A 26,795-nucleotide genomic window follows, 5' to 3' on the forward strand; every position below is an offset into this window, starting at 1 on the left:
TCCCGGCCTTGAGCCGGGATCTAGATTCTACGGGGCTCCGAGCTTGCACTGGATACCGTACCGGATCAGGTCCGGCATGACGGCGCCGGTATGACCCAAGGGTCGGTCAAGATTCGTAAAGTCCCCTTTTCCGCGCGGAACTCCCCTTGTGGATAACCCTCTAACCCACCGAAAATCAAGGCCTGGCGCGGTTTGCCGGGCCGCCGCAAACGGGGTTCCATTTCCGTCTGTGGGTGCTAAACTGTGGCCAACTTTGCACGTCCGGTGCCGCTTTGAGGCTAAATCAGCCAAGGGCCGGGGGAGCAAGCCGCCGCAAACTACTGGTCCCGGTAAAGGGAACCTCTGACTGAGTCCGCGATGCCTCAGGCTTTCAGAGCGGTTCACAATCAAGGCGTGGCTTCGAAGAAATGTCTAGACCTTTCAAGAAGTCACAACGCTGAGTGTGAACCGCTCTGAAAGCCCCGCAGGGCGAGACCTGAAGGCCGCATCTGCTTTGTTGCAGCTCTTGTAAAGGGCTGACCATTCACTGCGAGCTGCGCCTAACAGCTGCAGCCTTCAGGTCACGCTGAGGCATTGCGGACTCAGTCAGAGGTTCCCTCGTCCGGGCAGCAAGTGCCAAGCGGGGCAACTGAGCGATACGAGGAGAATCCTGAATGGGAACCAGTCTGCAGCCGATCCATACCCTGTCGCCAGGCGGTAATCTGAACGCCTACATCCAGACAGTCAGCGGCTTTGAAGTACTGTCCGCCGAGGAAGAAAAGAAGCTCGCGGAAGATCTCTACTACAACAATGACCTGGAAGCTGCCCGCCAGCTGGTCATGTCTCACCTGCGCTTTGTGGTGCACATTGCCAAGTCCTACTCCGGTTACGGCCTGAACCAGGGCGACCTGATTCAGGAGGGCAACGTTGGCCTGATGAAGGCGGTGAAGCGTTTCAATCCCGAGAAGGGGGTTCGCCTGGTGTCCTTTGCGGTGCACTGGATCAAGGCGGAGATTCACGAGTTCATCCTGCGCAACTGGCGCATCGTCAAGATCGCGACCACCAAGGCGCAGCGCAAGCTGTTCTTCAACCTGCGCGGCCACAAGAAGTCGCTGGCGTGGCTGACGAATGAGGAAGCCAAGCGGGTGGCGGAAGAGCTGAATGTGGACGTGGCGCACGTGCACGATATGGAAGGGCGCTTGGCGGCCCACGATGCGGCGTTCGACGCCGGCGTGGACGACGATGACGATTCCGCATGGCAGGCGCCGGCCCATTACCTGGAAGACCGCCGTTACGACCCGGCGGCGATGCTGGAGCAGGACAACTGGGAAGAAACCAGTGTGAACAATCTGGCGATGGCGATGGAGCAGTTGGACGACCGCAGCCGCGATATCATCGAGGCCCGCTGGCTGACCGACAACAAAGCCACCCTGCACGAGCTGGCCGACAAATACGGCGTTTCCGCTGAGCGTATCCGCCAGCTGGAAAAGAACGCCATGAAGAAAGTCCGGGTGGCGATGGAGGCCTGATAACCCTCTTGAATTGGCCGGATTATAGAACCGCGCTTTATGCGCGGTTTTTTCTTATCTGGAGGTTTGGTGGTTTGTGGTGCGGTGCTCTGAAGCTGGCGCGTGGCGGTTCGATACCAGGTATGGGTTTTCGGAACCGCTGTGAACCCATCCCTGGGCGCTGCGGCGCAAAGTGTCCGGCCGCTTCAACGCGGCGCCTGCGGCCCTGTTTGCGACGCTTCCGAAAACCCATACCCGGCACCGCCCCTTCTCTTCCAATTTCTGTACTTCGTGAGCCATCTGAGAAAGGACATTTTTAATGGCTAAATTGTATTTACTGTTGGCTGCATTTTTTGGCGGCACGGGTGTAATCCTCGGTGCTTTCGGCGCACACGGTCTGCGCGACAAAGTCGCGGAAAATCTGCTGGAAGCCTATAAAACTGGTGTCCACTACCAGATGATCCACGCACTGGCGCTGATCGGTATTGTGCTGCTGATCAACCAGATCGGTGCAAAAACCTCCTTGATTGTCAGCGGCGCACTGTTCGCTGTCGGCATACTGTTTTTCTCGGGGAGCCTCTATGGGCTGACATTTGGTGGCCCGCGTTGGTTGGGCCCGATCACCCCACTGGGGGGCACCCTGATGATCGGCGGCTGGATTGCCCTATTTATCGCCGCACTCGGCTACACAAAGTAAGCGCCAATAAGCAACGAAGTAAAAAAAACCAAATTGAAGGCCAAGTGCCGGGGATGGGTTTTCGGAAGCGTCGCAAACAGGATGTTTGCGCCGCAGCGCCCAGGGATGGGTTCACAGCGGTTCCGAAAACCCATACCCGGTGCTTGGCCGCCCCAGCACCAGCTACGAAGCACCCAACCCAATGAACAGTGCTCCGAAGCAACGAGGTAACCACACAGCGATGCAAGAAGAACCCATCAACGAACAAACGGGCGAGGAAGAAGACTTCCCTTACCGCACCGAATTCAAAAAGAAATCCATCCGCAGCTACGTGATCCGCGCCGGCCGCATGACCGAAGGCCAACGTCGCGCGTTCGACAACTACTGGGGCAGCTATGGACTGTCGCTGTTCAACGGCAGCATCGACCCCAAAGAAGTGTTCGGACGCGAAGCGCCGGTGGTGCTGGAGATCGGTTTCGGCATGGGCGACTCCCTGCTGGAAATGGCGACCGCCGAACAGGACAAAGACTTTATCGGCATCGAAGTGCACCCGCCGGGCGTCGGCCGCCTGATCAACAATGCTGGCAAAGAAGAACTAAAAAACCTGCGCGTGTACATGGCCGACGCCGTTGACGTACTGAACGACTGCATCAGTGACGGCAGCCTCGACCGCTTCCAGCTGTACTTCCCCGATCCCTGGCACAAGAAAAAGCACCAGAAGCGCCGCATCGTGCAGCCCGAGTTTGTGAAACTCCTGTGCAACAAACTGAAGCCCGGCGGCCTTATGCACATGGCCACCGACTGGGAAAATTACGCGGAACAGATGCTCGAAGTGCTCGATGCGGAAAGCATGTTGGAAAACACCGCGGGCAAAGGTAATTATGCGCCCCGCCCCGAATTTCGCCCCCAAACCAAATTCGAACGCCGCGGCGAGCGCCTCGGTCACGGAGTATGGGACCTGTTGTACCGCCGGCGCTAAATCAAAAAACTCCCGTCAGCTTGGCTGGCGGGAGTTTGCCGCACTTGTGGCTACGGCACTTTTACCACCGGAGGCGGGCTCCAGGAACCGTCCAGAATGGATGGAGATTTTTCACTCGGCCAATAAAGGCGCAGCATCAGGTTGAATTTCCCCGCAGGTGCCGGAAGCCAGTTGGCCGTTTTATCGCCACCTGGGTCGTCCGCCTGAATGTAGAGCGTCACCGAGCCATCAGGATTGGTTTTAAGGGAATTGCGCTGGCTGAGTGTGTATCGATTCAGAGGGTTTTCGACAAAGAAAAACTTGTCGTTGTACATGGTCAGCGACCAGAACCCGTTGACCGGAGGTAACTTGCCTTTGGGAAAGGTAAGGGTGTAGCGATTTTTTCCGTCCAGTGGTTGGCCGGATGCGTCGACATCCAGCGTCGGATACACCGCGTCTTGCGGGCGGTTGGCGCCGAGCCCGATGGCGGTAATAAATGCTCGCTGTAGATAATCTGTCCCGTAGACGCCGGTATCGGTGGTAAACAACCAGCCATTGATGTGTTTGCCGGATACTTTTGAGTGCGCCATGATTTTCTCAAAGGATATTTCCGGAACATCGCGGATCGCATCCTGTACCGCTTTGCTCAGCCTGGAAAACTCGAAAGGTTTTCCCGGTTCAATTCCGAGGCGCGCAAATTTTTTCAGTGCCGGGGCATCCGCCGCTGTCGGAGGATTGTCCTTCATCAGCCGTGCCAGCAGTTTGAAATAAGCCTCTGTCGTCAAGCTGTTTACCTGATCGCGCACCGGCGTTTTCATATCCACTGAAGGATCGACTTTGCCCGCGGGAGGCGTGTAATTTTTTCCATATGCGCTCAGCGGTATTGCGGAAATTTCATTCTGTAGTTTGTGGACCTCCGCGTAGTCCTTTTGGGTGCCGCTGGAATAAATACGGCCGAGCACCCACACCATCGATGTGGGGGATTTGTACTCTTTGACGCCCGCCGGTAGCTGTCCCTCCCATTCGGGCCCGGTGATGGCATATTGTTGGGCGCCTGTGCCGGTGGTGCGCTTGCCGGGCACCTGGAAGACGGTGGTCCAGCCGTCCAGCATCGGGAATAAGTAGTATCGGTCGTGCATGTCGGGCAGGGAGACGATCCAGGGCTCCTTGCCCACATCCAGCCAGGCAACGGTATACAGCGTGTCCGCATTGGGTGCAGTGACATCGTGAAACGCCGCAGTCGGGTACTCCCGCAAGCGTGCAAACTGGCCCACGGGAGCGTGGGCCCCAGAGGGCTTGGCGACATTCGTCGTCACCCGCCGTGTCATCTCCATGGTGACCAATGGATATCCGTAGATGTAGGCATCGATGGCAATGGCTTTGGCTTCTTCCGGGGTGAGACTGTGTTCCGTTTGCGATTGCACAAGCGGTGCAAGACCTATGGCGCATAGAGCGGTAGAAAGCATGGCAGTTCGCCAGTGACGTAGAGTGTTCACACGTACCTCGCGGGGTGTTTAGGACTTACCGGAAACGATGTCCCTGCCAGCCCAGGAAACATCTTCTTGGAAAAAGCATAGTCGCCAAATACCACCTGTCGCGCGAAATCACTCGCCTCATTTGGATGACAATCCTGGAAATAAGACAACCTCTGCTATCTTCATTGTTCAGGGATAGAGCCGGGAAACAGGAAAGGGAAGCCTGGAACCACAATGTATAAAAATGACCGTAATCGTAATACAGCTGCCACATATGCGGCGCTGACCGCGGCCTTGCTGGTTGGTGGTGCCCAGGTGGCCACCGCGGATCAGGAGGGCACACTCACCCTGTACCTCAATGGCGGCCAGTACTGGTTCGATGAAGACCGCCTCTCGGGGACGCCCTATATCGGCTACGAGCTGGAAGACAGCGCCGGCGGCGGTTTCGGTTTCGGCTATAACGTCACTGATCGCTGGGCCGTGGAAGGGGTTTACGACTATTTCAGCGTCAATGTGGAAGACACTCGCGAAGATGTAAGTGTACAGAACTACCACCTCGACCTGATGTACCAGTTCGCCGGACAATTCTGCGGCAACTACGACTGGCAACCCTATGTGGTGGTAGGTGCCGGTGAAATCAGGATCAATGAAGATTCCTTCGGCTATCCGGACAACTGGCACGCCCGCCAGACCATGGTCAACTTTGGCGCCGGCATCAAATACCGCCTCGGCCCACGCTGGCAGCTGCGCGGCGACGCGCGTGGATTTCAGGGGGTTGAAGAGGGCGGCCTGGATGGCTTCGTGAGCCTCGCCATCGGCTACCAGTGGACAGATGAAGTGACACCGAGGGATTGGGACGGCGATGGTGTCTACAGCAACATCGACCAGTGTCCGCAAACTCCTGTCGGCATCGACGTGGACGCCCGCGGCTGCCCCCTCGACAGCGACGGCGACGGTGTCCCGGACTATATGGATCAGTGCCCGGCGACCCCCATGGGGATGGCGGTGAATGAAGACGGCTGCCCGCGCGAGCCCTACACCCCCGGGGACTTCTCCAAGTAAACTTGTGTCGGGCGGCATTGCCGCCCTTCACAGTGGTTTGCGGTAGCTTGGGTTACGCGTCCCGCGCCGCCTCCAGCTGCTCAGAAATTTCCAGCCACTCCATTTCCAGCGCTTCCAGCGTCTCCCGCGCCTGCCCCTGGGCCTGGGTCAGGCGCGTGATTTCGTCTTGCTGACCGCCGCTGTAGAGGTTCTCATCGGCAAGTTTCCGCTCGATGTCCTGGACCTCTTTTTCCGCCTTTGCCATTTTCTGTTCAATGGTCTTTATCTTGTTGGTGAGCGGTTTCAGCTGTTCCCGCAGTGCGGCGGCAGCGCGGCGCTGGGCCTTTTTGTCTTCCGCGGGTTTGTTGTCCATTGCGCTTTGGATCTCGGTGCCCTGGCGTTTTTCCTCGCGCTTAAAACTGAGCAGCCACTGCTTGTAATCGTCGAGGTCGCCGTCGTAGGGCTCGGCGCGGCCCTCCGCCACCAGAATGAATTCGTCGGTGGTGTTGGCCAGCAGATGGCGATCGTGGGAGACCAGCAGCATGGCGCCGGGGAATTCCGCCAGCGCCATGGTCAGCGCGTGGCGCATCTCAAGGTCCAAATGGTTGGTGGGTTCGTCCAACAGCAGCAGGTTGGGTTTCTGCCACGCCAGCAGCGCCAGTGCCACCCGCGCCTTTTCTCCACCGGAGAAGCCGCCCACCGGCTCGAACACGCGGTCGCCGATAAAACCGTAGCCACCGAGGAAATCCCGCAGCTGCTGCTCGCTGGCATCCGGTGAAAGCCGCTGTACGTGCAGCAGCGGCGAGGCTTTGGCATCCAGCGCCTCCAATTGGTGCTGGGCGAAATAGCCGATCTTCAGGTGCTCGCCGCACTGGCGCTCACCGCCGAGCAGCGGCAACTCGCCGGCGATGGTTTTGATCAGCGACGATTTACCGGCGCCATTTGGCCCCAGCAGCCCGATACGGCGGCCGGGCTGAATGCCCAGCTCCACCCGCGGCAAAATGGTTTTGCCGGGGTAGCCGATCGCCGCTTCGCGCAGATCCACCAGCGGGTTGGACACCTTGTCCGAACACGGCAGGCGGAAACGGAATGGCGAGTCCACGTGGGCCGGGGCGATTTCCGCCATGCGGTCCAACGCCTTCAGGCGGCTCTGGGCCTGCTTAGCTTTGGACGCCTTGGCGCGGAAGCGCCGCACGAAGTCTTCCATGTGCGCGCGTTCGGCCTGTTGCTTCTCGTACTGTACCTGCTGCTGCGCGAGGCGCTCGGCGCGGGTGCGTTCAAACGCGGTGTAGTTGCCGCTGTAGAGCACCAACGACTGCTGTTCGAAACTGACGATGCCGTCCACCACCGCGTCGAGAAAATCGCGGTCGTGGGAAATGATCAACAGAGTGCCAGGGAAGCGTTGCAGCCACTGCTCCAGCCACAGGGTTGCGTCCAGATCCAGGTGGTTGGTGGGTTCGTCCAGCAACAGCAGGTCCGCGGGGCACATGAGTGCGCGCGCCAGGTTCAGGCGGATGCGCCAGCCACCGGAAAAGCTTTTTACCGGGCGCTGCTGGTCCGCGTGGGAAAAACCGAGGCCGTCCAGCAGTTGCGCGGCGCGCGCCGGGCCAGAATAGCCATCGATGGCCGCCATGCGCTCGTGCAGCTCGCCGATCAGCCGGCCATCGCTGCCGTCGGCTTCCGCCGCTTCAAGCGCCTGTTGCAGTTGGCGCAGGCGGTGGTCGCCGTCGAGGGCGTAGTCCAGGGCGCTGCGCTCACTGGCGGAGACTTCCTGAGCCATGTGCGCCACTTCCCAGCCGGAGGGCACCTCTACCGAGCCGGCGTCACTCTCCTGCTGCTTGAGCAGCATTTTGAACAGGGTGGACTTGCCGCAGCCGTTGGCGCCGATGACGCCGACCTTGTGGCCGGGGAAAATGCGGCAGCTGGCATCGCGCAGCAGGTCGCGTCCGCCTACCTGCAGCGATACGCCTTGCAGATTGATCAATGGAAACCTCTTTGAATTCGTCGGATTTTGACTAGGCTATCCGAAAACAAAACGCCGGAATTCTATCGTGACAGAAACCGCACCTCCATCTCCGCCGCTCTCCCCGCTGCAGAATCCGTTGTGGGATTTCAGCCTTGAGTTCTACCGCCAGCCGCAAGTGGCCGAATTCCTGCTGGAATGCCAGGACGTGCGCGGCGCAGACGTGTGCCTGTTGCTGTGGGCCAGTTACACCAGCGCCTGCGGGCGGCAGTTGAGCGACGAGAGCTGGCGGGTGGCGGACCGCGGTCTGGCGCCGCGCCGGCGCATGATCAACAGTGTGCGCAATCTGCGCCGCTGGCTTGCGCGGGTCAACAAAGGGGGCGGGTTGTACGAGTGGTGCAAGCGCTGTGAACTGCGCATGGAACAGCGGCAACTGGCCGCGCTGTGGAAGCTGCACCGCGAGTCCTGGCCGGAAACCCGTTCACCACTGGAGCTGGCGGGACAGCAATACGGCCTGCTGCAAAAAGATCAGGCCCGCTGGGCGGGCCTGATCGATGCTTATAGTACCGCTGCGATAAGCGGTGCCGGAGCGACTGGCGAAGCCCCCTCTGTGGATGCCATCACCGGTTCCGGCGGTGCAGCCGACAGCGGTTGAGTGGGCCTCGAGGTCAAACTCAATACTTGTGTTTGTGTTCTTCCGGCCCGTAGTGCGGATTTTCCTCGGTGGCAAACAGGCTGTTGGCCGGGGTGCTGGGCGTGATGCTCGGGGTTACCGGGTTGATCGCGATGGCACTGGATTCCGGCATCAGCGGCTTCGGATCTGAAGGCTTGCCCATAACCGGCTCGGGGGTGCTGATCGCCGGCGCTGATTCCTGAGTTTTCACCGCGGGTTTGCTGCCATTGGTTTTGGCGGGCTTGTCCGTTGCGGATTTGGCGGTTGCCTTTGGGGTGGCCGCCTTCTTCGGAGTGGCCTGTTTGGCCACGGTTTTCTTTGCGCTCGTTTTTTTCGCCGGCTTGTCTTCCGCGGTTTTCGCCGTCGACTTTACTTCCGCTGCGGGGGCTTTCTTTGCCGCGACTTTCTTGGCAGTCGCTTTCTTCGCAGCTGTCTTTTTCGCAGCGGCTTTCTTTGGCGTTGCCTCTTTTTTCGCTTTTGCCGCGCCGGCTTTCTTGGCAGTAGCGGTTTTCGTTACCGCCGCCTTCTTGGCAGAGGCTTTTTTGCCGGCCGCTTTCTTCTTGGGCTTGTTAGCGCCCATGGCTTTTTTACCCGCGGCTTCACCCGCCTTGCGAATGGTTTCGGCGGTTTTCACCGCCAGTTTGGCGGCGGACGCTGCGGCAGCGGCGTCAGATGCCAGCTTGGCTGCGTCCTTGGCGGACTTATCCAGTTTGGCGAGGTTGGCCTTGGCGGTATCGACTTTTTTCTTTGCGGAGGCCTTTGCCGCGGCGGTTTTGGCCTTGCTGGCGGCGGCGCGGGTGGCAGCCAGTTTATCCTTGGCTTTCTTCACCTGCGCTTGCGCACTGGCGGCATCCTTGGTGGCTTTTTTCAGAGCCTTCTCGGCATCGGCCGCTTCCTTGGTCCGCGCCTTGTCGAGTTGGGTGATGATCGAGGCAATCTGTTTTTCCAGATCGGCAATGGATACAGCGGCTTTGCGTTTGGCGGCCATGAGTCGAAATCCTGCGGTTGAATCGGGTTGTCGGAATCTGTTTGGTCGGAACCCTGGGCTCACTTCCGGCAGCGCAGCACCGCCTATCTTCCGGAGGAAAAAATCAGGGTTGAACGCTGATAATAGCGCTGTTATTTGGGAAGTGCATCCCTGATACCCTGCCGATTTTGCGCACTTTTTACCGACCCGCACCCTTCTGCTGCGTGTGCGCTCCGGCGTGCTTGCGCGCGGTGCAAAATAAATTACGCGGAAATGAAACATCCGGCGCGAATTGGCGTCTTACCCGGCAGTGTGCAGCCTCAACCTGCATGGGGTAGACTTGCCTGTCGCTGGCCGGACTCGACGTAACTGTGACCTGCCGCACAATGCGCACAGTGGTCTGGGTGTACAACAGCAGAGAAGGGTGGACGGATCTGTAGCCCTGCTCGATATAAAATTTGCTTCACGGAAATAAAGAGAACTTTCTCATGAATAAAACTTCTTTGGCTGCTGCGGTTGCGCTGGGTATTGCACTTGTCGGCTGTAACAAACAGGAATCCGCGAGCAGCGCGGATATCAAGCTCGAATCCCAGGAGCAGAAGGTCAGCTATATCATCGCCGAAGATATGGCCAACCGCCTGAAATCCCAGGATGTCGCGCTGGACCCGAAAATTGTCGCCATGGCGCTGGAAGATGTGGCCAGCGGCCGCGAGTCCCGCCTGAGCGAAGAAGACAAGCAGCAGGTGATCCAGGTATTCCAGGAAAACATGCAGGCCAAGCAGAAAGAGCTGATGGCTAAGCAGGAGGCTGAATTCAAGGCCGCCGCTGACAAGAACCTGGAAGACGGCAAGAAATTCCTGGAAGAAAACGCCAAGAAAGAAGGCGTAAAAACTACCGACTCCGGCCTTCAGTACAAGGTGATCACCGAGGGTAGTGGCCCGAGCCCCAGCGAAACCAGCGTGGTGGAAGTCGACTATAGAGGCACCCTGATCGACGGCACCGAGTTCGACAGCTCCCACAAAAACGGCAAACCGGTGCAGTTCCCGGTAAACGGTGTGATCAAGGGCTGGACCGAAGCGCTGCAGCTGATGAAGGAAGGCGCCAAGTGGGAACTCTACATCCCCTCTGACCTGGCCTACGGCCCGGGCGGTGCGGGCGGCCTGATTGGCCCCAACTCCACCCTGATTTTTGAAGTGGAGCTGCACAAAGCGGACGTCAGCAATGATGAAGGTGCCGCGGAGCAGAACGCGCCGGAAGAAGGCAAGGCAGACGACGGCCACAACCACTAAGGTCAGTGCCGCGAAGCGTTATGCGCAAGCAATAAAAAAGGGGCTGCGGCCCCTTTTTTATGTGCCAGAGAAATCACTCAGGCCAGTTGATTTTTGTGTGCGGTGTGCAGTGTGTCGATCATGCGATCTTCCGCCGCGAAGCGGGTTTCCAGAGCAACGCCCAGCTCTGAGAGATCCTGCGCGAGGGACCCGAGATCGTCGGTCTCCTGATACTTGTCGTTGAAGTCCACGGCCACGTCGGTGGTGGCGTCGATTTCCCGGTACAGCGCTTTCGCCTGCTGCAGGCCCTCGCTGTCGCCGAATGCCTGACCTTCCTGGATCAGCTGGTCGTACACTTCGAAGTGGCCGGCGGATACGTAGTCCACCAGCTGCTGGCACAGGGTGCGCACACCGGCTTCCGCTTCCCGGTTGCCATCGGCGATTTCCTTTTTCTCCGACAGATGGCAAAAGCTCACCAGCAGTGCCTGCCGGGAGTGTAGCCAGCGGTCAATAATCTGGCTGACACCGCCCCAGCGCTCCTGCGCGTTTTTACAGTTTTCCAACATCTCCAAGTTTCCTTTTGTGACTTCTACAACCACTTACTGGAATGTAGAAGCTTATGCCGCCGGCGGCAAGGAGAACGCGGGGAAAAACGTCACAATGAAAAAACGTCGGGTCCCTCAGCCGACAAACAGCGGTAGCAGCAGCGCGGTCAATGCTCCGCACAAGCCCATGGCCAGGGCGGAAAACGCGGCGCAGAGGGCGCTGATCTCCAGTGCGCGCACGGTGCCGATGGCGTGGGCGTTGATCCCGAGGCTCAGTCCCATCACACGTTCGTCTGCGATACCCAATAGTCGCAGCAGGCCTGGGCCAAACACCGCGCCCACAATACCGGTAAACGCCACCACGCCGGCGGCCAGGCTCTGGATGCCGTGCAGCTCCTGCGCAAGCGCCAGCGCCACTGGCGTGGTTACGGACTTGGTGGTGAGTGCAATGATGACCGTGCGACTGCCGCCGAGCAGTGCGGCAATGACCACCGCGACCAGAGGGGCTGCAATGGCGCCGACCAACAGCCCGAGCATCATGGGCCATCCTGCACGGCGCACCATCGCCAGGTTCTGCTTCAGGGGAATCGCCAGCGCGACCACTGATGGGCCCAGCAACAGGTAAAGCAGGCCGCTGCCCCGCTGGTAACCGGGAAAGTCGACATCCATCAGCCACAAGCCCGCAAACACCAGCAGGCTGCCCCCCACCACCGGGTGCAGCAGCGGAGTACCGACGCGACGGTAAAACCTGAGTCCGAGCCAGAAGGCGGCAATATTGAGCGGCAGTATTACCAGTGGGTGAGTTGCCGAAAGCGGATCGGCAAATGCGCCGGCCACCTGTTGCAGTTGCGACAGCCAGCGCGACCACGCGCCTGCGGCGTCAGTCATGCCGCCCATCTCCCGCGCCGCGCGCTGTGCGGTGCGCGATCAACCGATTCAGCAGTGCCGCGGTGAGCGCGAAGCTGACCAGGGTGCCGAGCGTCATGGCGGCAACAAGGGCGAACCAGTCACCGCCGGACAGGTCGCGCACAAAGTACACACCCACCGCGGCGGGAAGAAAAATTAACACCAGCAGGCGCAGTATCTGTTCGCTGACGGTCGCGAGCCCTGCTGGCACTCGTCCGTACAGCATTAGTGCCAGCATCAACAGGAGCATGCCGAGCACGGGGCCCGGCACCGGCAGCGATAACGCAGCACCGAGACTGCGCCCCGCCAGGTCAAAGACCAGCAGCAGCGCGGCGCCGAGCAGCCAGTGCAGAAATTTCCTGAGCCGCGCCATGGATATTCAGCGCTTGCGGAACGCCTGCCACAGGCCGAACAGGATCAGTCCGACAAACCCTACCGCCGCCCAGCCGGGGATGGAGAGGCCGAGCAGGGTCCACTTCACCTCGGCGCAGTTGCCGTCGCCGGTAAGCAGGGTCTTGAGGACTTCCGACATGGGGAACATTTCCACCATATAAGTGATGCCGGGGCCGCAGGCCGGCACCTGGTCTTCCGGCAGGCTCTGCAGCCACAGCTGGCGGCCGGAGAAGTACAGGCCGCCCAGTGCCCACAGGGAGACCAGCAAGCCGTAGATACGGCGGCCGATGACCTTGGGGTTGTGCAGGAAGGCGATCAGGGAGACCAGGCCCACACCGAGGAACATGACGCGCTGGGTGATACACAGCGGGCAGGGTTCGAGCCCCATGGCGTATTCCATATAGAACGCCGCAGCGAGTACGAAGATGACCGCGAGGAACATCAGCAGGAAGGTGGTGCGGGGGCTTGGCAGGGTCATGGCAATTATTTTCCGGGGTAATTCTGGTTCTGGTGCTGTTGCCGGAACAGCGCGGCCTGTCGCGTCAGATCCGTATACAGCGTGTGAAATTCGCGCTCCAGCAATACACGATCTGCCTGCAGCAACGGCAGCATATCTACCAAAGGCTGGGGTCGCCGCAATCTTTGGCCGACGCGCTCCAGGGTGCGCTGGATGACGCCGACGTCGCGATAGCCGGGCAGCAGTGTAAATTGCTCGGCGCGCTGAATAAATGCCCGAGCGTTCTCCGGGATCCACTGCTGGCGCTGGCGAAAGTTGGACCAGCAGGTGTCGACGAAGGTTTCCAGCGGTACCGGAGTCCATTGCTGCCAGCTGTCGGCGAGCAGGTGGTCGAACCAGATATCAAGGGCGATGCCGCCGAGGCGGCGCCACCGGGGGCCGAGGCGGGCGAGTGCGGAGAGGTAGGCGGAATGTTGGTCACTCAGCAGGTCGATGCGCCGGTGCAGGCGGATACCGTCTTCGATGGCCTGCGGGCGCTCACCTTTGAGGGGACCTTTGACGAAATCGCCGAGCAGTCCGCCCAGCTGCCAGTCCGGATCGGGGCCGGATAGAAGCAAGTGGGCGAGGTAGTTCATTGGGGGAGTACTTCGAACGGATTCTGTGGCGGCACCGCTACCGGGAGTTGGTGTGTGAGACGCGCCGTGAACCCATCCATGGGGGCTCTGCAAAAACATCCTGTTTTTGAAGGTCTCACACACCAACTCCCGGTATCGGCGCCTTCGCGTCGAGGTTCAAAGGTCTCGTTGGCAGAACACGTACTGCGCATAATAGCTGCCGAGATAATCCTCAAAGCTGCCCTTGTCGGCATCTTCTATGGCTTTCTGTTTTTCCAGTGACTCTTCGGCAAGCCGCTCGAACTTCGCCTGTTCTGCCGCGTCCAGCGGGCGCTCGAGGAAGTACTGGCGGTGCTGTTCGGCCTTGGCTTTGGCCCACTGGAAGAAGGTCTGCCCGTGCTCGTGCATTTCCGCGAGCATCTGCGCGGCGGGGGTCGGGGTAATTCCTGCGATCTTGTCGCGCTGGGCGCTGACCGCGCGCTGGTAGTCGTGGCTGGCCCAGGCCTGATCCAGCAGGTCGGCCATGGGGCTGATCTGGTCGAGAAGTTCGTCCGCCCAGTCGGTGAGTTTGCGCTCGCCGCCATTGTGGATCAGCTGCAGTTCCGGGTCGCGGCCGCGGTAAACGATGCGCGCCTGGTTTTCCTGTACCGCGCGGTAGTCGGCGCTGTCGGTCTGCGGGCTGTCGGTGAGCAGGCAGTGCAGCAGGAAGGCGTCGAGGAAGCGCATCTGCGGCGCTTCAATGCCAAGCGGCACAAAGGGATTGAGGTCGAGGCAGCGCACTTCGATGTACTCGACACCGCGGGCGTCGAGGGCAGACAACGCGGTCTCACCCATACCGGCGGGATTTTTCGGGCGGATCGCGGAGTAGAACTCGTTTTCGATCTGCAGCAGTCCGGGAGACAGCTGCTGATATTCGCCGCTGGCATCCTTCACACCCAATTCGAGATAGGGCGGATACGGTAGGCTGATGGCGGTGCACAGGGTGACGAGATAGCTCTGCAGATCGTTGTAGCAGACGATGAGGGATTTCTGCGCGTCGCTGGTGTAGCCGAGGTCGCCCATGCGCAGGGAGGTGGCCTGAGGGGCGTAGAGGCTGCGGCCGTCGCCGTCGAAGGGCTGCAGGCTGTGCTGGCGGTTCTGCACAAAAGTGCCGCACACCGCCGGCGCGGCGCCGAACAGATAGATCAGCAGCCAGTAGTGGCGGCGGAAGTTGCGGATCAGGTCGAAGTAGCGGCGGGTTTTGAAATCCTGCAACGATTCGTCACTGCCTTCTTTGTCCCGCAGCCACTGCCAGAAGTTGTCCGGCAGTGAGAAGTTGTAGTGAATCCCGGCAATAGTCTGCATGGCGCGCCCGTAGCGCAGGCCGAGACCCAGCCGGTAGATCGTCTTCATGGTGCCGCTGTGGGAGCTGCCGTAGCGGGCCACGGGAATGTCCGCGTCGCGGCCGATGCGCCCGGGCATGCTGTTCACCCACAAGCGCTCTTCGCCCATCTGGCTGTAGGTGAAGCGGTGGATCTGGTCGAGCTTCTCCAGCGCCTGCTCCGGTGTCGCCACCGGCGGGGTGATGAACTCCAGCAGCGCTTCGGCGAAATCGGTGGTGATGCAGTCGTGGGTGAGTGCGGAGCCGAGGCCCAGGGGGTGGTCGGTCTGCGCCAGCTCGCCCTCGGGGGTCACCCGCAGGCTCTCTTTTTCGATGCCGCGGCGAATGCCCTTTAGCAGGGACAGGGCTTCCGGCTGGGCCAGTTCGGCCAGGTTGAATGTGGGCACTGGGATCTCCTGTGCGCAGCCGGTCGGTTATTTCGCCGGATATGCCGCGATCGGGGGTGTCTGCTTATTCCGCCTAAGTGGGGGCACAGAGTCACAACTCAAGGGCGCGTGTTTCAAAAGAAGAGCATCAGATCTGGCTGACGACGGATTCCGGGGGCTGCTCTGGCTCGATCTCCGGTGTGTCGCCCGGGTACTGGTCCGGGTCGATCTCCGGCTGAGGGTCCGGTTCCACTTCCGGTACCGGCTGCGGGTCTACTTCCGGATTGTGCTCCGGCGGGACTTCAGTGGGGTCCGGCTGTGGCAGCTCTTCCGGATCGCCACCCTCTTCCGCTACCGGTTCCTCCTGTTCGTCCACCACATACAGCGGCTCGTCGCTCAGGGCGTCGGCGGGGATCTGGGGGTTTTTCTTGGTGTCGAGTCCGCATTCGAGCAGTTCGATGCGCAGGGTGACGTCGCGGGTATTGGCCTCGAACATCTGGTTGATGGCGACGTCCTTGTATTCGGTACGGAACAGCCGGGCGCTATCGCGGCCGTCGATCCATTCGTTGCTTTTGCTCAAAAACTGCTGGTGCTGATTGGTCAGCACGTAAACATGACTCATGCGGGGAGGGAACTCTGTTCAAACATGAGGGGGAGTTTAGCGGCGGTGGGGGTGGGGCTCAAGAATTGTGTCGGGATTGGGCGGGAAGTGAACGTTTCTGACTGTAGGAGCCTGCTTGCAGGCGAATCGTGCTCCGATGTGGCCCCGGTGGCGGTGCCGCTAGCGGGTACAGCCTTGTGAGACACGCCGTGAACCCATCCCTGGGGGCTCTTCCGCGAGGTGGCCCGGCCGCTCCAAGTATTCGCGGCGCCTTCGGCCCCTCTCGCGGACAAAGCGTAGGCTTTGGACGCCGCAGGCGCCCGAAGGGTGAGGGCCTTGGCCCGAATCAACGTCTCACAAGGCTGCACCCGCTATCGCCACCTTCGCAGCAAGCGCAGAGCTTAAACCAAAACCTTACAGCGCCTTCAGCGGGTAATGAACCGGATATGGCAGCCGCGCCGCACCACTGTCCACCGCCGCCTTCGCCACCGCCGCCGCCACTTCCGGCAGCAGGCGCGGGTCGATGGGCTTCGGCAGGATGTAATCCGGGCCAAAGCTCAGTTCCACGCCGCCGTAGCCCGCGCGCACCTCGTCCGGCACCGGCTCACGGGCCAGTCTGCGCAGCGCCTCGACGGCCGCGAGCTTCATGTCTTCATTGATGCGCGTCGCGCGCACATCCAGCGCACCGCGGAAAATGAACGGGAAGCACAACACATTGTTCACCTGGTTCGGGTAGTCCGAACGGCCGGTGGCCATGATGAGGTCATCGCGGGTGGCGTGGGCCAGCTCCGGGGAAATTTCCGGATTCGGATTCGAGCAGGCGAATACCACGGGCTTGTCCGCCATATGCGCCAGCTGCTCCGCGGTCAACAAGTCCGGGCCGGACACGCCGAGGAACACATCGGCGCCCTCGATAGCGTCGTCCAGGGTGCGCATCTCGGTATCCCGCGCCCACTCGCCCTTGTAGGCATTGATGTCTGTGCGCCCGGAGTGGATCACGCCGCGGCTGTCGAGCATGGTGATGTTGTGCTTTTTCGCCCCGGCGGCCAGCAGCAGTTTGCAGCAGGCCGTGGCGGCGGCGCCGGCGCCGAGGCACACGATGCGCACGTCGCCGATGTTTTTGCCCTGGATCTCCAGCGCATTCAGCATTCCCGCCACGGTGACAATGGCAGTGCCGTGCTGGTCGTCGTGGAACACCGGTACCGAGCAGCGCTCGATCAGTGCCTCTTCAATATGGAAACACTCCGGCGCTTTGATGTCCTCGAGATTGATGCCGCCAAAGGTATTGGCGATGGCGGCGACGGTCTCGATAAAGCGCTCGGGACTGGTGGTGTCCACCTCGATATCCACCGAGTTGATACCGGCAAAGCGCTTGAACAGCAGGGACTTGCCTTCCATCACCGGCTTGGAGGCCAGGGGGCCCAGGTTGCCGAGGCCGAGAATGGCCGTGCCGTTGGAAATGACCGCCACCAGGTTGCCCTTGCCGGTATACAGGTACGCGGCCTCCGGGTCTTTGGCGATCTCGCGCACCGGCTCGGCGACGCCGGGGCTGTACGCGAGGGACAGGTCTTCCTGGGTCTGGGCGGGGGTCGTCAACTCCACCGAGAGTTTGCCCGGTGTTGGCAGGGCGTGGTAGTCCAGCGCTGCCTGGCGCAGGGAGTAGGTCATGGGGATGTCGTCTCTTTGGTCTGGAATGCGCGACCGGCGTACTGCAGCCGGGCGCGGTTTACAGCGGATGTATTGATTTTATTGTGGGGTGGGCGGTGTGCTCGTTCCCCTATCCGAGGCGCGAAGAATAGCCGAGACGACCGGAAGTCCACAAGCTCAAAAACTGAGCTTGCCAGTCATTTCCTACTAATTTCGATAGTAAATTCGGAGTCCGATGCAACAAACCATCTTTTGTGGTTCTTGTTTTGGGATGAATATTTTGCTCCGCGGTCCACTAGCCAGCCTTTCACTTCTATTTTTCGCCCTTGCCAATTGCGCCCGCTCACGTGGCCATAATCCCGTTCGGGTTGCAGGCGCACTGCCACCGGGCCATCCAGTTCAAGCCACACAAACTGGTTTTTCTCCACCTCTTTCACGGTGCCGGTGAGCAGGACAAAACCGCCGTCGCCAGGCCGGATGTCCGCCGCTTGAAGCACCGGCCACACTCCGGGAGACCAGACGCCGCGGTGGGCATCCTGCGCCTCCTGTTCGCGACTGGAAAGGCACTCGGCCAGCGACAGATTGGGAGCAACGGCGATATGAAAGGCGAGCCCGGCGGACAGCAGTGCCGACTCCAGGCTGTCGCCGCGGTGGTTGTAGACGTGCGCCAGCACCCGGCCGTGATTGTCGCGGCGGTCGCGGTCGTACACCAGCTCCAGGTCACCGCCGGAAAGAAAGCGCTCGGTGAACTCCTTCGCCTCGCGCGCCAGCGGTTGCGCGCGCCGCCCGCCGTGAGCCAGCTCCGGGGTGTTGACGCCGATAAGGCGCACGCGGCGCCCGTCTTTCAGGCGCAGGGTGTCGCCGTCCACCACCTTCTTCAGCGCCACGATCTCGTCCGCCTCGCCCAGAACACAGTCGCTGTGGCTCTGGGCCGGGAGCAATGTCGCCAGCAGCAAAAAACAGGCATAAAAAAAGGCACTCAGGGGGGCCCTGAATGCCTTTTTGGTCACCGGGAACAAATGGATCATTCCGGTGCGCGGTGCGCCGACGCTTACTTGGAAATGCGGCTGCCGAAACGCTTCTTGAAGCGGTCCACACGGCCACCGGTGCTCGCCTGCTTCTGCTTGCCGGTGTAGAACGGGTGGCAGTTGGAGCAGACGTCGAGCTGGATGTCCTTGCCCAGGGTGGAGCCCATTTTGAACTCGTTGCCGCAGGAGCAGGTAGCCGTGATTTGAACGTAATTCGGGTGGATATCGGTCTTCATGATGGCCTCTTTTCGACACCGCCACCTGGTCATCTGCCGGGCACGGGATCGTCATTGGTGCAGGGGATGACTCCCCGGGCTGTTTAAAAAGTCGGCGCATACTACCAGATTAGCTCGCCTATTCAAGCGGAACCTGTCCTGCTCGCGTGCCACCGCGCGGATCGCGGCGCCACTGGGGTATCATGCGCGTTTTGTGAGGATACCAAGGGGGGCGCTTTGGGGTTTGTGGCGGATGAGTCAGGTTCATTGCAAGGTACAGCGGCGATCTTGCGCCTCGCGGTGCCGGTACCCCTGCGCCGCCTGTTCGACTACCTGCCACCCCAGGGACTCGGTGCCGATGACCTGCGCCCGGGGCAGCGCTATCTGGTGCCCTTCGGCAGCCGCGATCTGGTGGCGGTGCTGGTGGAGGTGGTGGCGGAGTCGCCGCTTGCCGAGCTGAAGCCCGCCGGCGAGCGCATCGACCGTCAGCCCATCTTTGATACACGCAGCCGCCAGTTTCTGCAGTGGGCGGCAGACTACTACCAGGCTCCGGTGGGCGAACTTTACGCCGCCGCCCTTCCCGTCGCGCTGCGCAAGGGCAAACCGGCGGATCACTGGGCGGAACAGTGGCTGGAGCTCACCACGGAAGGCAAGGGTCTGCCGGAGACCGCACTGGCACGGGCCAAAAAGCAGCAGGAGTTGCTACAGCTGCTGCTGAAAACCAACCGCCAGAGCCGCACGGCGTTGAACGCCCGCGGCCTCAACGCCCCGGTGTGCAAGGCGTTGATCGAGCGCAAGCTGGCGCGCTGGGTCAGCGGTCCTACCGCGCCGCCACCGCTGGAATCGGTTGAGCCGCAGCCGGTGCCGCAACTAAATGATGAGCAGCGCCAGGTGATCGACGCGGTCCCCGCCAGCGGTTTCAGCGCTTCGCTGCTGGAAGGCACCACCGGTAGCGGCAAGACCGAGGTCTACCTGCGTCTGATGGAGCGCGCGCTCAACCAGGGCAATCAGGCCCTGTTGCTGGTGCCGGAGATCGGCCTTACCCCTCAGACCCTGCGTCGCATCGCCGCGCGTTTTCCGGATTTCCGCATCGCCGCGCTGCACTCGGGCCTCGCCGACGGCGAGCGCGCCCGCGCCTGGCTGTCCGCGGCGAGCGGCGTGGCGGATATCGTCATCGGCACCCGTTCGGCGATCTTCACCCCGCTGCCGCGCCTCGGCGTGATCCTGATCGACGAGGAGCACGACGGCTCCTTCAAACAGCAGGACGGCGTGCGCTACTCCGCCCGCGATCTGTCCGTGGTACTGGCAAAAAACGCCGATGTGCCGGTGTTGCTGGGCTCGGCGACGCCATCGCTGGAGAGCCTGCACAATGCGCTCTCCGGCCGCTACCAGCACCTGCGCCTGCGCCACCGCGCGGGCAACGCGCGCCCCCCGCAGATCAGTGTGGTGCCGACCCTGCATCAACCGTTGCAGGAGGGCTTCGCCCCCCAGGTGCTGCGGCATATCGGCGACACCCTGAACCGCGGCGAACAGGCGCTGGTGTTCATCAACCGCCGCGGCTATGCCCCGGCGCTCACCTGCGACGACTGCGGTTGGCTCGCCGACTGCCCGCACTGCTCCGCCAAGCTCACCCTACACCGGCGGAGCCGCCACCTGCGCTGCCACCACTGCGACTACCGCATGCGCGAGGTGACGAGCTGCCCCCAGTGCCACAGCCGCAATCTCAACGCCCTGGGTGCGGGCACCGAGCGCAGTGAGGACTTCCTTACCCACAGCTTCCGAAATTTCCCGGTGATTCGCGTCGACCGCGACACCACCGCCACCAAGCAGGCGCTGGACAAGCTGCTGGAACCCGCGCGCAACGGCGAGCCCTGCCTGCTGTTGGGTACCCAGATGCTGGCTAAGGGCCACCACCTGCCGAAAGTCACCCTGGTGGTGATCCAGGACGCCGACGGCGGTCTGTTCAGCGCGGATTTCCGCGCCCCCGAGCGCATGGGGCAGCTGCTGGAACAGGTGGCGGGGCGCGCCGGTCGCGGCGACCTGCCGGGGCATGTGCTAGTGCAGAGCCGCTACCCCGAACACCCGCTGCTGCAACTGCTGCTGAACCGAGGCTACGGTGCCTTCGCCCGCCAGCTGATGGAGGAGCGCAAGATCGCCCAGCTGCCGCCAATGCGCGCGATGGCATTGGTGCGGGCCGAGTGCGAGGAACCGCGATGGGCGGAGGAATTTCTCGCCAATGCGCGCAATTATCTCGAAGCGCTGGCGCCGAGCTCGCCGGAGCTGCAGTACCTGGGGCCGGTACCTGCGCTGCTTGAGCGCAAGTCCGGCCGCTACCGCTTCTATATTCAGATCACCGCCGACCGGCGCGGCCTGCTGCAGCAGCTGCTCACCCGTTTCTGTCAGTGGGCGGAGGGGAATCGCAACCGGCGTCTGCGTTGGGCGGTAGACATGGATGCCCAGGAATTATCTTGAGGTCGGCGGACATGCCTGAACGCAGGGGTTACAATTCCCGGCCCGCAGAATAATCGCGAAAAAGATCGAGAGAGCATTCATGGCCCGCCGCAATACCCGCCGCCCGCAATCCTCCGGCAAACCCGCCTGGGTCTGGTTTGTGCTCGGCAACTTCGTCGGCGGCTTTGCCGTGTTCATCTTCCTGCTGAGCGATCTCAAAACCGAAAAGACCAAGGTGACCGGCACCGGCAAATCCGCGCCGCAGGCGCAGGCGCCCGCGGAGGCCAAGCCCAAGTTCGATTTCTACAAACTGCTGGAAGAGAGCGAAGTAAAGGTCGCACCGCCGAAAAACCAGCAGGTGCGCGTGCGCGAGACCGACAATGGCGCCGGCAACAAGCCAGCGGAAAAGGAAGAAGCGCAGCCGGATCTCGTGTACATCCTCCAGGCCGCCAGTTTCCGCGACAAGGAAGAAGCCGAGCGCCTGCGTGCGCAACTGATGCTCGCCAACCTCGACGTCAAAGTGGAATCCGCCACCGACAGCCGCGGCACCTGGCACCGGGTCCTTGTCGGCCCTTATACCAACCGCTCAAAAGTCGCCAAGGCCCGCAGCATCCTCGCCGAGCACCGGCTGATGCCACTGGTACTGAAGCGCCCGGCACAGGGGTGAGCGCGAAGGGCTAGTCCGTCTCCACCAACCTGCGCGTAATCCGATGCGCCACCGGCGCAATAATGGAGATCAGTGGAAACGCAATTACCCACGCCACCAGCCAAGCGTGAAACCAGCGGGTCAGGAAGCCCTCGGTAATCCCAGTGTTCATTACCGTAATCACCCCGGACATCAGTGCCGACATAAACAGCGACATGAACAACGCGAAAACCAGGGTGTAGTAACGGCGTTTCAAGCGGGCCACAGGCGAACCTCCCAGTACCTCAGAAGATGGCGGATTATAGGCGCCTCACACAAAAGTTGAAATTCGCCCCCCTCGACCACATTTAGAGCTTCTGACCCAGCAAACACAGAGGCACCAGTGGAACAGTATCGCGGCACAACCATTCTCTCCGTGCGCCGGAACGGCAAAGTCGTCATTGGCGGTGACGGCCAAGTCTCCATGGGCAACACCATCATGAAAGGCAACGCCCGCAAAGTGCGCCGCCTCTACAATGACAAAGTCATCGCCGGATTCGCCGGCGGCACCGCCGACGCCTTCACCCTGTTCGAGCGCTTCGAAGCCAAACTCCAGGCCCACAACGGCCAGCTCACCCGCGCCGCCGTCGAACTCGCCAAAGACTGGCGAACCGACCGCGCCCTGCGGAGGCTGGAAGCTCTGCTCGCCGTCGCCGACGAAACCGCCAGCCTGATCGTCACCGGCAACGGTGATGTGATCCAGCCGGAAGACGATCTGATTGCCATCGGCTCCGGCGGGCCGTTTGCGCAATCCGCCGCACGCGCGCTGCTGGACAACACTGATATGGATGCGCGCAGCATCGTCGAGCAGGGTTTGAAGATCGCCGGCGATATCTGTGTTTACACCAACCAGAATCACACGATTGAAGAATTGAATTACTGACAACTGAAATTGCTGACGAAGTAATCCGCCACGAATCGAAGGGCGGGCGCCGGGGAACAGGTTTCAGGACTGTCGCAAACAGGGACGTTTGCGACAGAGCGTACAGGGATGTATTCACCGCGGTCCTGAAACCTGTTCCCCGGTGACCGGCCGCCACCGCGCCAGCTTAGAACAAGCGGTGCCAGAAAAAATACCGAATGTTCGCCTGCAGGCAGGCTCCTACAGAGTGAGCCGTGTGGGCTTGAAAATACGAGTTTTGTTATGTCCATGACCCCCAGAGAAATCGTCCACGAACTCGACCGCCACATCGTCGGCCAGCACGACGCCAAGCGCGCCGTCGCCATCGCGCTCAGAAACCGCTGGCGCCGCATGCAGGTCAACGAAGAGCTGCGCGCGGAAATCACCCCGAAAAACATCCTCATGATCGGGCCCACCGGCGTCGGCAAAACCGAAATCGCCCGTCGCCTCGCCAAACTCGCCGGCGCACCCTTTATCAAAGTCGAAGCCACCAAATTCACCGAAGTCGGCTACGTCGGCCGCGATGTCGAATCCATCGTGCGCGACCTCGTCGAAATGGCCGTGAAACTCGAACGCGAGCGCGCCATGGAATCCGTCAAACAGCGTGCCATGGACGCCGCCGAAGAGCGCGTACTCGACGCCCTGCTGCCCCCCGCACGCAACACCGAACCCGGTGACAGAGACTCCGGCACCCGCCAGGTGTTCCGCAAAAAACTGCGCGAAGGCGAACTCAACGACAAGGAAATCGAAATCGACGTCTCCGCCGCTCCCGTCGGTGTCGAAATCATGGCGCCCCCCGGCATGGAAGAAATGACCAACCAGTTGCAGGGCATGTTCTCCAATATGTCCAAAGGCAAAACCCAGAAGCGCAAGCTCACCGTCAAAAAAGCCCTCAAACAGCTCACCGACGACGAAGCCGCGAAAATGATCAACGACGAAGAGATCAAGACCCGCGCCATCCAGTCCGCCGAGCAGAACGGCATCGTGTTTATCGACGAGATCGACAAGGTCGCCAAACGCCAGGGCAACAGCGGAGCCGACGTCTCCCGCGAAGGTGTACAGCGCGACCTGCTGCCGCTGATCGAAGGCTGCACCGTCACCACCAAATACGGCATGTTGAAGACCGACCACATCCTCTTCATCGCCTCCGGCGCCTTCCACCTGGCCAAGCCGTCCGACCTGATTCCGGAACTGCAAGGGCGCCTGCCGATTCGCGTGGAACTGAGCTCGCTCACTTCCCAGGATTTCCAGCGCATCCTCACCGAGCCGAGTGCCTCGCTCACCGAACAACAGAAAGCACTGCTGGCCACCGAGGGTGTCGACCTGAGTTTCACCGAAGACGGCATCCGCCGCATTGCGGAAGTGGCGTACGACGTGAACGAATCCACCGAAAATATCGGCGCGCGCCGCCTGCATACCGTGCTGGAGCGACTGCTGGAAGAAATTTCCTTCGCCGGCGGTGACGGCGATACCAGCGTGACCATCGATGCGGCCTATGTGGACAAGCATCTGGGTGAATTGAGTAAAGACGAAGACCTCTCACGCTTTATTCTCTGATCGCGCTTCACCCTGTAGGAGCCTGCCTTGCAGGCGAATCGTTCGAAGCTCCGGACCGTTCGCCTGCAAGGCAGGCTCCTACAAGGCCACTCACCCCGGAATTTTTCATGCAGCCGCCGAAAAAAATTCGCCTCGACCAGGCCGATAAAAAACTGATTCTTGAATATCCGGACGGAGCGTTTGTACTCCCGGCCGAATATCTCCGCGTCTATTCCCCCAGCGCCGAGGTGCGTGGACACGGTATCGGTGAAGGCACCTTGGTCAGCGGAAAAATGCATGTTGGTATCGACAGAGTTGCCGCCGCCGGCCGCTATGCGCTGCAGATTTTTTTCGACGACGGCCACGACAGCGGCATCTACACCTGGGCCTATCTGCGCGAATTGTGCGAGACACAGCCGGAAAAATGGCAGGCCTATCTCGAGCGCCTGCAGCGCGAAGGCAAGGGCCGCGACCCGGATGAAAGCCCGGTGAAATTCATCGGCTGAACGGCAAATCTCTCACCGCCGTGGATTGTGACCCGAATCCCGATTCACGAAATCTTCATCCACCCGTCACACAGGCGGGTCCACCTGTCACTTCGCTGTCACCTCCGGCCGTTTAAATCCCTGCGCAAAATAACTTTGAGCTTGGGGGCTTGAACGATGATTCCATTTAACAAAACACCGCTAGCGCTGAAGCTGGGTGTGATTCTTGCCGCGTTTGCACTGCTGCCCGCATGCAGCGACGATAACGACCGCAACGACCCACCGGTGGTCACCCCGGACCCGGGTCCCGGCGATGGCGGCGGTGAAACACCGGAGCGCACCCTGAGCTTCACCGGCGTCGCCGCACCGGCCAGCGATATGGAAAAACGCCAGATCCTGGCGTCGCCGAAAGTCGCCGTAAACGGTGAGGAATACGACATCGGCTTCCACACCCTGCTGCGCTCCGGAGACTCGGTCAACAGCACCGTGGTGTTCGGCCAGCTGGTGGATGCCGCCGGCCAGCCGCTGTACGACGAAGACGGCCTGCTCAAGATCACCGACGCCAACGAGCACACCTCTCTGCTGCCGATCGGCGACCGCCTGTTCTCCGTGTCGCAGATGGAAACCCGCCCCGGCGCCATGTTCCTGATGGAGCTGGACCAGAATCCGGAGACCGGCGAGCTCAGCACCAAAGACCTGTGGCAGGTCGACCAGTCCGGGGTGGATGGTGGCTGGGTGCACTGCGCGGCCTCTGTCACTCCGTGGAACGCGCACCTCGCGTCCGAAGAATACGAGCCGGACGCGCGCACCCTGCCCACCGGTGTCGAAGCGGCAGCCGACGGCTACTCCGCGGGCATGCTGGATTACTACGCCGACGACAGCCAGTGGAACCCCTACTTTTACGGCTGGAATATCGAGATCAATGTGAACGCGGAGGGCGACGCCGCACCCACCACGGATCTCGTCAAACACTACGCCATGGGCCGCCTCGCGTTCGAGCTGTCCTACGTGATGCCCGACAGCAAGACCGTGTATATGACCGACGACGGCACCAACGTAGGTCTGTACATGTTTATCGCGGATACCGCCGGCGATCTGAGCGCGGGCACCGTCTATGCGGCCAAGTGGAACCAGACTTCCGCGGAAGGTCTCGGCGCTGCCGACCTGGAGTGGGTATCTCTGGGCCATGCCAGCAACGATGAAATCAGCGCAGCGGTGCACGGCAGCGAAGGTGTGCCCGCGGTCACGTTCAACGATATCTTCGACGTGGATGCGGAAGGCTGTGTGGCAACCGCCACCAACGGCAACGAGGAGTGCCTGAGCCTGAAGCCGGGCATGGAGAAAATCGCCTCGCGGCTGGAAACCCGCCGCTACGCGGCGCTGATGGGCGCTACCACCGAATTCCGCAAGGAAGAGGGTGTCACCTTCGACCCGGATGGCAGCAAACTGTATGTGGCCATGAGTGAAGTGGGCAAAGGCATGACCGACGGTGCCGGCCATGTACAGATCGCCGAAGCGAATGCCTGCGGCGCCGTATACCAGCTGGACGTGGCCGCGGACAGCGATATCGGCTCAGACTATGTGGCGGGCAACATGTACGGCCTGATTGGCGGTATTCCTGCCGAATACCCGGCAGACAGCCCCTTCGCCAGCTACAGATGCGACGCGGACGCCATCGCCAACCCGGACAACGTCACCTTCATCACCGGCTACAACACGCTGATCATCGGCGAAGACACCGGCTCCGGTCACCAGAACGACGTGATCTGGTCGCTGAACCTGAATGATGTCGATGCCGCCGATTCCACCGCCGGCCTCACCCGCATCCAGACCACGCCCTACGGTTCCGAGACCACCTCGCCCTACTGGTACCCGAACATCAATGGCTTCGGCTATCTGATGAGCGTGATCCAGCACCCCTACGGTGAATCCGATGGCGACAAGCTGGCCCCGGGTTCGCTTGAACACCGCGCCTACACCGGATACGTCGGCCCCTTCCCGGCCATGGATGTGACGGCCGAGTAATCGCACACCTCCGCAAACTTTCCGCTCGTCACCCCCGCGCGGGCGGGGGTCC

The 26,795-nt window shown here is 61.2% G+C and carries 26 protein-coding genes; 12 read left to right on the top strand and 14 right to left on the bottom strand.

The features are described 5' to 3' along the window. The first annotated feature begins 653 nt into the window (after nucleotides 1-653). The 3 genes from rpoH to trmB all read left to right on the top strand — a co-directional run bounded on the left by rpoH (nucleotide 654) and on the right by trmB (nucleotide 3,142). Nucleotides 654-1,508 (top strand): RNA polymerase sigma factor RpoH, encoded by an 855-nt coding sequence (gene rpoH, locus GNX18_RS14430; protein ID WP_138234224.1) that lies wholly within the window; start codon nucleotides 654-656, stop codon nucleotides 1,506-1,508. Nucleotides 1,509-1,806: 298 nt separating this feature from the next. Beyond that, nucleotides 1,807-2,184 (top strand): DUF423 domain-containing protein, encoded by a 378-nt coding sequence (locus tag GNX18_RS14435; protein WP_138234225.1) that lies wholly within the window; start codon nucleotides 1,807-1,809, stop codon nucleotides 2,182-2,184. 220 nt (nucleotides 2,185-2,404) lie between these two features. Further along, the gene (trmB, locus tag GNX18_RS14440; RefSeq protein ID WP_166218946.1) at nucleotides 2,405-3,142 is read left to right on the top strand and encodes a tRNA (guanosine(46)-N7)-methyltransferase TrmB; all 738 of its coding nucleotides are present in this window, start codon (nucleotides 2,405-2,407) and stop codon (nucleotides 3,140-3,142) included. Nucleotides 3,143-3,192: 50 nt separating this feature from the next. Here trmB and GNX18_RS14445 read toward each other — a convergent pair whose 3' ends face one another. Next, nucleotides 3,193-4,617, bottom strand: coding sequence for a DUF1254 domain-containing protein (locus GNX18_RS14445; RefSeq protein ID WP_205827940.1), 1,425 nt, complete (start codon nucleotides 4,615-4,617; stop codon nucleotides 3,193-3,195). 213 nt (nucleotides 4,618-4,830) lie between these two features. On the opposite strand from GNX18_RS14445, the gene GNX18_RS14450 reads away from it, so the two are divergent. After that, nucleotides 4,831-5,658, top strand: coding sequence for an outer membrane beta-barrel protein (locus GNX18_RS14450; protein ID WP_166218948.1), 828 nt, complete (start codon nucleotides 4,831-4,833; stop codon nucleotides 5,656-5,658). Nucleotides 5,659-5,710: 52 nt separating this feature from the next. Here the strand turns inward: GNX18_RS14450 and GNX18_RS14455 are convergent, their stop codons facing one another. Then, nucleotides 5,711-7,621, bottom strand: a complete 1,911-nt coding sequence (locus tag GNX18_RS14455) for an ATP-binding cassette domain-containing protein (protein ID WP_166218950.1) — start codon at nucleotides 7,619-7,621, stop codon at nucleotides 5,711-5,713. A gap of 67 nt (nucleotides 7,622-7,688) precedes the next feature. On the opposite strand from GNX18_RS14455, the gene GNX18_RS14460 reads away from it, so the two are divergent. Continuing rightward, complete coding sequence (locus tag GNX18_RS14460; RefSeq protein WP_240914019.1) at nucleotides 7,689-8,255, top strand: TIGR02444 family protein; 567 nt, start codon at nucleotides 7,689-7,691, stop codon at nucleotides 8,253-8,255. Between the two features lie 19 nt (nucleotides 8,256-8,274). On the opposite strand, the gene GNX18_RS14465 is transcribed toward GNX18_RS14460, so the two are convergent. Beyond that, a complete protein-coding gene (locus tag GNX18_RS14465; protein ID WP_166218952.1) occupies nucleotides 8,275-9,261 on the bottom strand; it encodes a histidine kinase in 987 nt (328 codons plus the stop codon). Nucleotides 9,262-9,728: 467 nt separating this feature from the next. On the opposite strand from GNX18_RS14465, the gene GNX18_RS14470 reads away from it, so the two are divergent. Beyond that, nucleotides 9,729-10,529: an FKBP-type peptidyl-prolyl cis-trans isomerase gene (locus GNX18_RS14470; RefSeq protein ID WP_138234230.1), complete on the top strand. Its 801-nt coding sequence runs from the start codon at nucleotides 9,729-9,731 to the stop codon at nucleotides 10,527-10,529. A gap of 77 nt (nucleotides 10,530-10,606) precedes the next feature. On the opposite strand, the gene rsd is transcribed toward GNX18_RS14470, so the two are convergent. The 10 genes from rsd to rpmE all read right to left on the bottom strand — a co-directional run bounded on the left by rsd (nucleotide 10,607) and on the right by rpmE (nucleotide 18,681). Continuing rightward, nucleotides 10,607-11,074, bottom strand: coding sequence for a sigma D regulator (rsd, locus tag GNX18_RS14475; RefSeq protein ID WP_138234231.1), 468 nt, complete (start codon nucleotides 11,072-11,074; stop codon nucleotides 10,607-10,609). Nucleotides 11,075-11,188: 114 nt separating this feature from the next. Further along, nucleotides 11,189-11,941 (bottom strand): LrgB family protein, encoded by a 753-nt coding sequence (locus GNX18_RS14480; protein WP_240914020.1) that lies wholly within the window; start codon nucleotides 11,939-11,941, stop codon nucleotides 11,189-11,191. Further along, entirely contained in the window at nucleotides 11,934-12,332 is a 399-nt protein-coding gene (locus tag GNX18_RS14485; protein WP_166218956.1) for a CidA/LrgA family protein, read from the bottom strand. Before GNX18_RS14485 ends, GNX18_RS14480 begins: the two co-directional genes overlap by 8 nt. A 6-nt stretch (nucleotides 12,333-12,338) precedes the next feature. Continuing rightward, nucleotides 12,339-12,830: a disulfide bond formation protein B gene (locus GNX18_RS14490; protein WP_138234234.1), complete on the bottom strand. Its 492-nt coding sequence runs from the start codon at nucleotides 12,828-12,830 to the stop codon at nucleotides 12,339-12,341. Between the two features lie 5 nt (nucleotides 12,831-12,835). Next, a complete protein-coding gene (locus GNX18_RS14495) occupies nucleotides 12,836-13,444 on the bottom strand; it encodes an ACP phosphodiesterase (protein WP_166218958.1) in 609 nt (202 codons plus the stop codon). Between the two features lie 156 nt (nucleotides 13,445-13,600). Continuing rightward, nucleotides 13,601-15,190 (bottom strand): glutamate--cysteine ligase, encoded by a 1,590-nt coding sequence (gene gshA / locus GNX18_RS14500; RefSeq protein WP_138234236.1) that lies wholly within the window; start codon nucleotides 15,188-15,190, stop codon nucleotides 13,601-13,603. 127 nt (nucleotides 15,191-15,317) lie between these two features. After that, nucleotides 15,318-15,791: a hypothetical protein gene (locus GNX18_RS14505; protein WP_166218960.1), complete on the bottom strand. Its 474-nt coding sequence runs from the start codon at nucleotides 15,789-15,791 to the stop codon at nucleotides 15,318-15,320. Nucleotides 15,792-16,184: 393 nt separating this feature from the next. Further along, nucleotides 16,185-17,438 carry a malic enzyme-like NAD(P)-binding protein gene (locus tag GNX18_RS14510; RefSeq protein ID WP_138234238.1) on the bottom strand — a complete coding sequence of 418 codons (1,254 nt, stop codon included), beginning with the start codon at nucleotides 17,436-17,438 and terminating at the stop codon, nucleotides 16,185-16,187. Between the two features lie 176 nt (nucleotides 17,439-17,614). Beyond that, nucleotides 17,615-18,445: a thermonuclease family protein gene (locus GNX18_RS14515; RefSeq protein ID WP_166218962.1), complete on the bottom strand. Its 831-nt coding sequence runs from the start codon at nucleotides 18,443-18,445 to the stop codon at nucleotides 17,615-17,617. A 23-nt stretch (nucleotides 18,446-18,468) separates the two neighbouring features. After that, on the bottom strand, nucleotides 18,469-18,681 hold the full coding sequence (gene rpmE, locus GNX18_RS14520; RefSeq protein ID WP_105102475.1) for a 50S ribosomal protein L31: 213 nt from the start codon (nucleotides 18,679-18,681) through the stop codon (nucleotides 18,469-18,471). Between the two features lie 246 nt (nucleotides 18,682-18,927). On the opposite strand from rpmE, the gene GNX18_RS14525 reads away from it, so the two are divergent. Then, nucleotides 18,928-21,132 (top strand): primosomal protein N', encoded by a 2,205-nt coding sequence (locus GNX18_RS14525; RefSeq protein ID WP_166218964.1) that lies wholly within the window; start codon nucleotides 18,928-18,930, stop codon nucleotides 21,130-21,132. Between the two features lie 79 nt (nucleotides 21,133-21,211). Then, nucleotides 21,212-21,778: an SPOR domain-containing protein gene (locus GNX18_RS14530; RefSeq protein WP_138234241.1), complete on the top strand. Its 567-nt coding sequence runs from the start codon at nucleotides 21,212-21,214 to the stop codon at nucleotides 21,776-21,778. Nucleotides 21,779-21,788: 10 nt separating this feature from the next. On the opposite strand, the gene GNX18_RS14535 is transcribed toward GNX18_RS14530, so the two are convergent. After that, entirely contained in the window at nucleotides 21,789-22,022 is a 234-nt protein-coding gene (locus GNX18_RS14535) for a DUF2798 domain-containing protein (protein WP_205827942.1), read from the bottom strand. 117 nt (nucleotides 22,023-22,139) lie between these two features. On the opposite strand from GNX18_RS14535, the gene hslV reads away from it, so the two are divergent. The 4 genes from hslV (at nucleotide 22,140) to GNX18_RS14555 (ending at nucleotide 26,743) form a co-directional block, all read left to right on the top strand. After that, nucleotides 22,140-22,679, top strand: a complete 540-nt coding sequence (gene hslV / locus GNX18_RS14540; protein WP_138234242.1) for an ATP-dependent protease subunit HslV — start codon at nucleotides 22,140-22,142, stop codon at nucleotides 22,677-22,679. Nucleotides 22,680-22,940: 261 nt separating this feature from the next. Continuing rightward, nucleotides 22,941-24,254 carry an ATP-dependent protease ATPase subunit HslU gene (hslU, locus tag GNX18_RS14545; protein ID WP_138234243.1) on the top strand — a complete coding sequence of 438 codons (1,314 nt, stop codon included), beginning with the start codon at nucleotides 22,941-22,943 and terminating at the stop codon, nucleotides 24,252-24,254. 107 nt (nucleotides 24,255-24,361) lie between these two features. Further along, a complete protein-coding gene (locus GNX18_RS14550; RefSeq protein ID WP_166218966.1) occupies nucleotides 24,362-24,739 on the top strand; it encodes a gamma-butyrobetaine hydroxylase-like domain-containing protein in 378 nt (125 codons plus the stop codon). A 156-nt stretch (nucleotides 24,740-24,895) separates the two neighbouring features. After that, nucleotides 24,896-26,743 carry a PhoX family phosphatase gene (locus GNX18_RS14555; protein ID WP_166218968.1) on the top strand — a complete coding sequence of 616 codons (1,848 nt, stop codon included), beginning with the start codon at nucleotides 24,896-24,898 and terminating at the stop codon, nucleotides 26,741-26,743. Nucleotides 26,744-26,795: the final 52 nt, after the last annotated feature.

Source organism: Microbulbifer sp. SH-1, from assembly GCF_011326135.1.
In the GTDB taxonomy this organism is placed as follows: Bacteria; Pseudomonadota; Gammaproteobacteria; order Pseudomonadales; family Cellvibrionaceae; genus Microbulbifer; species Microbulbifer harenosus.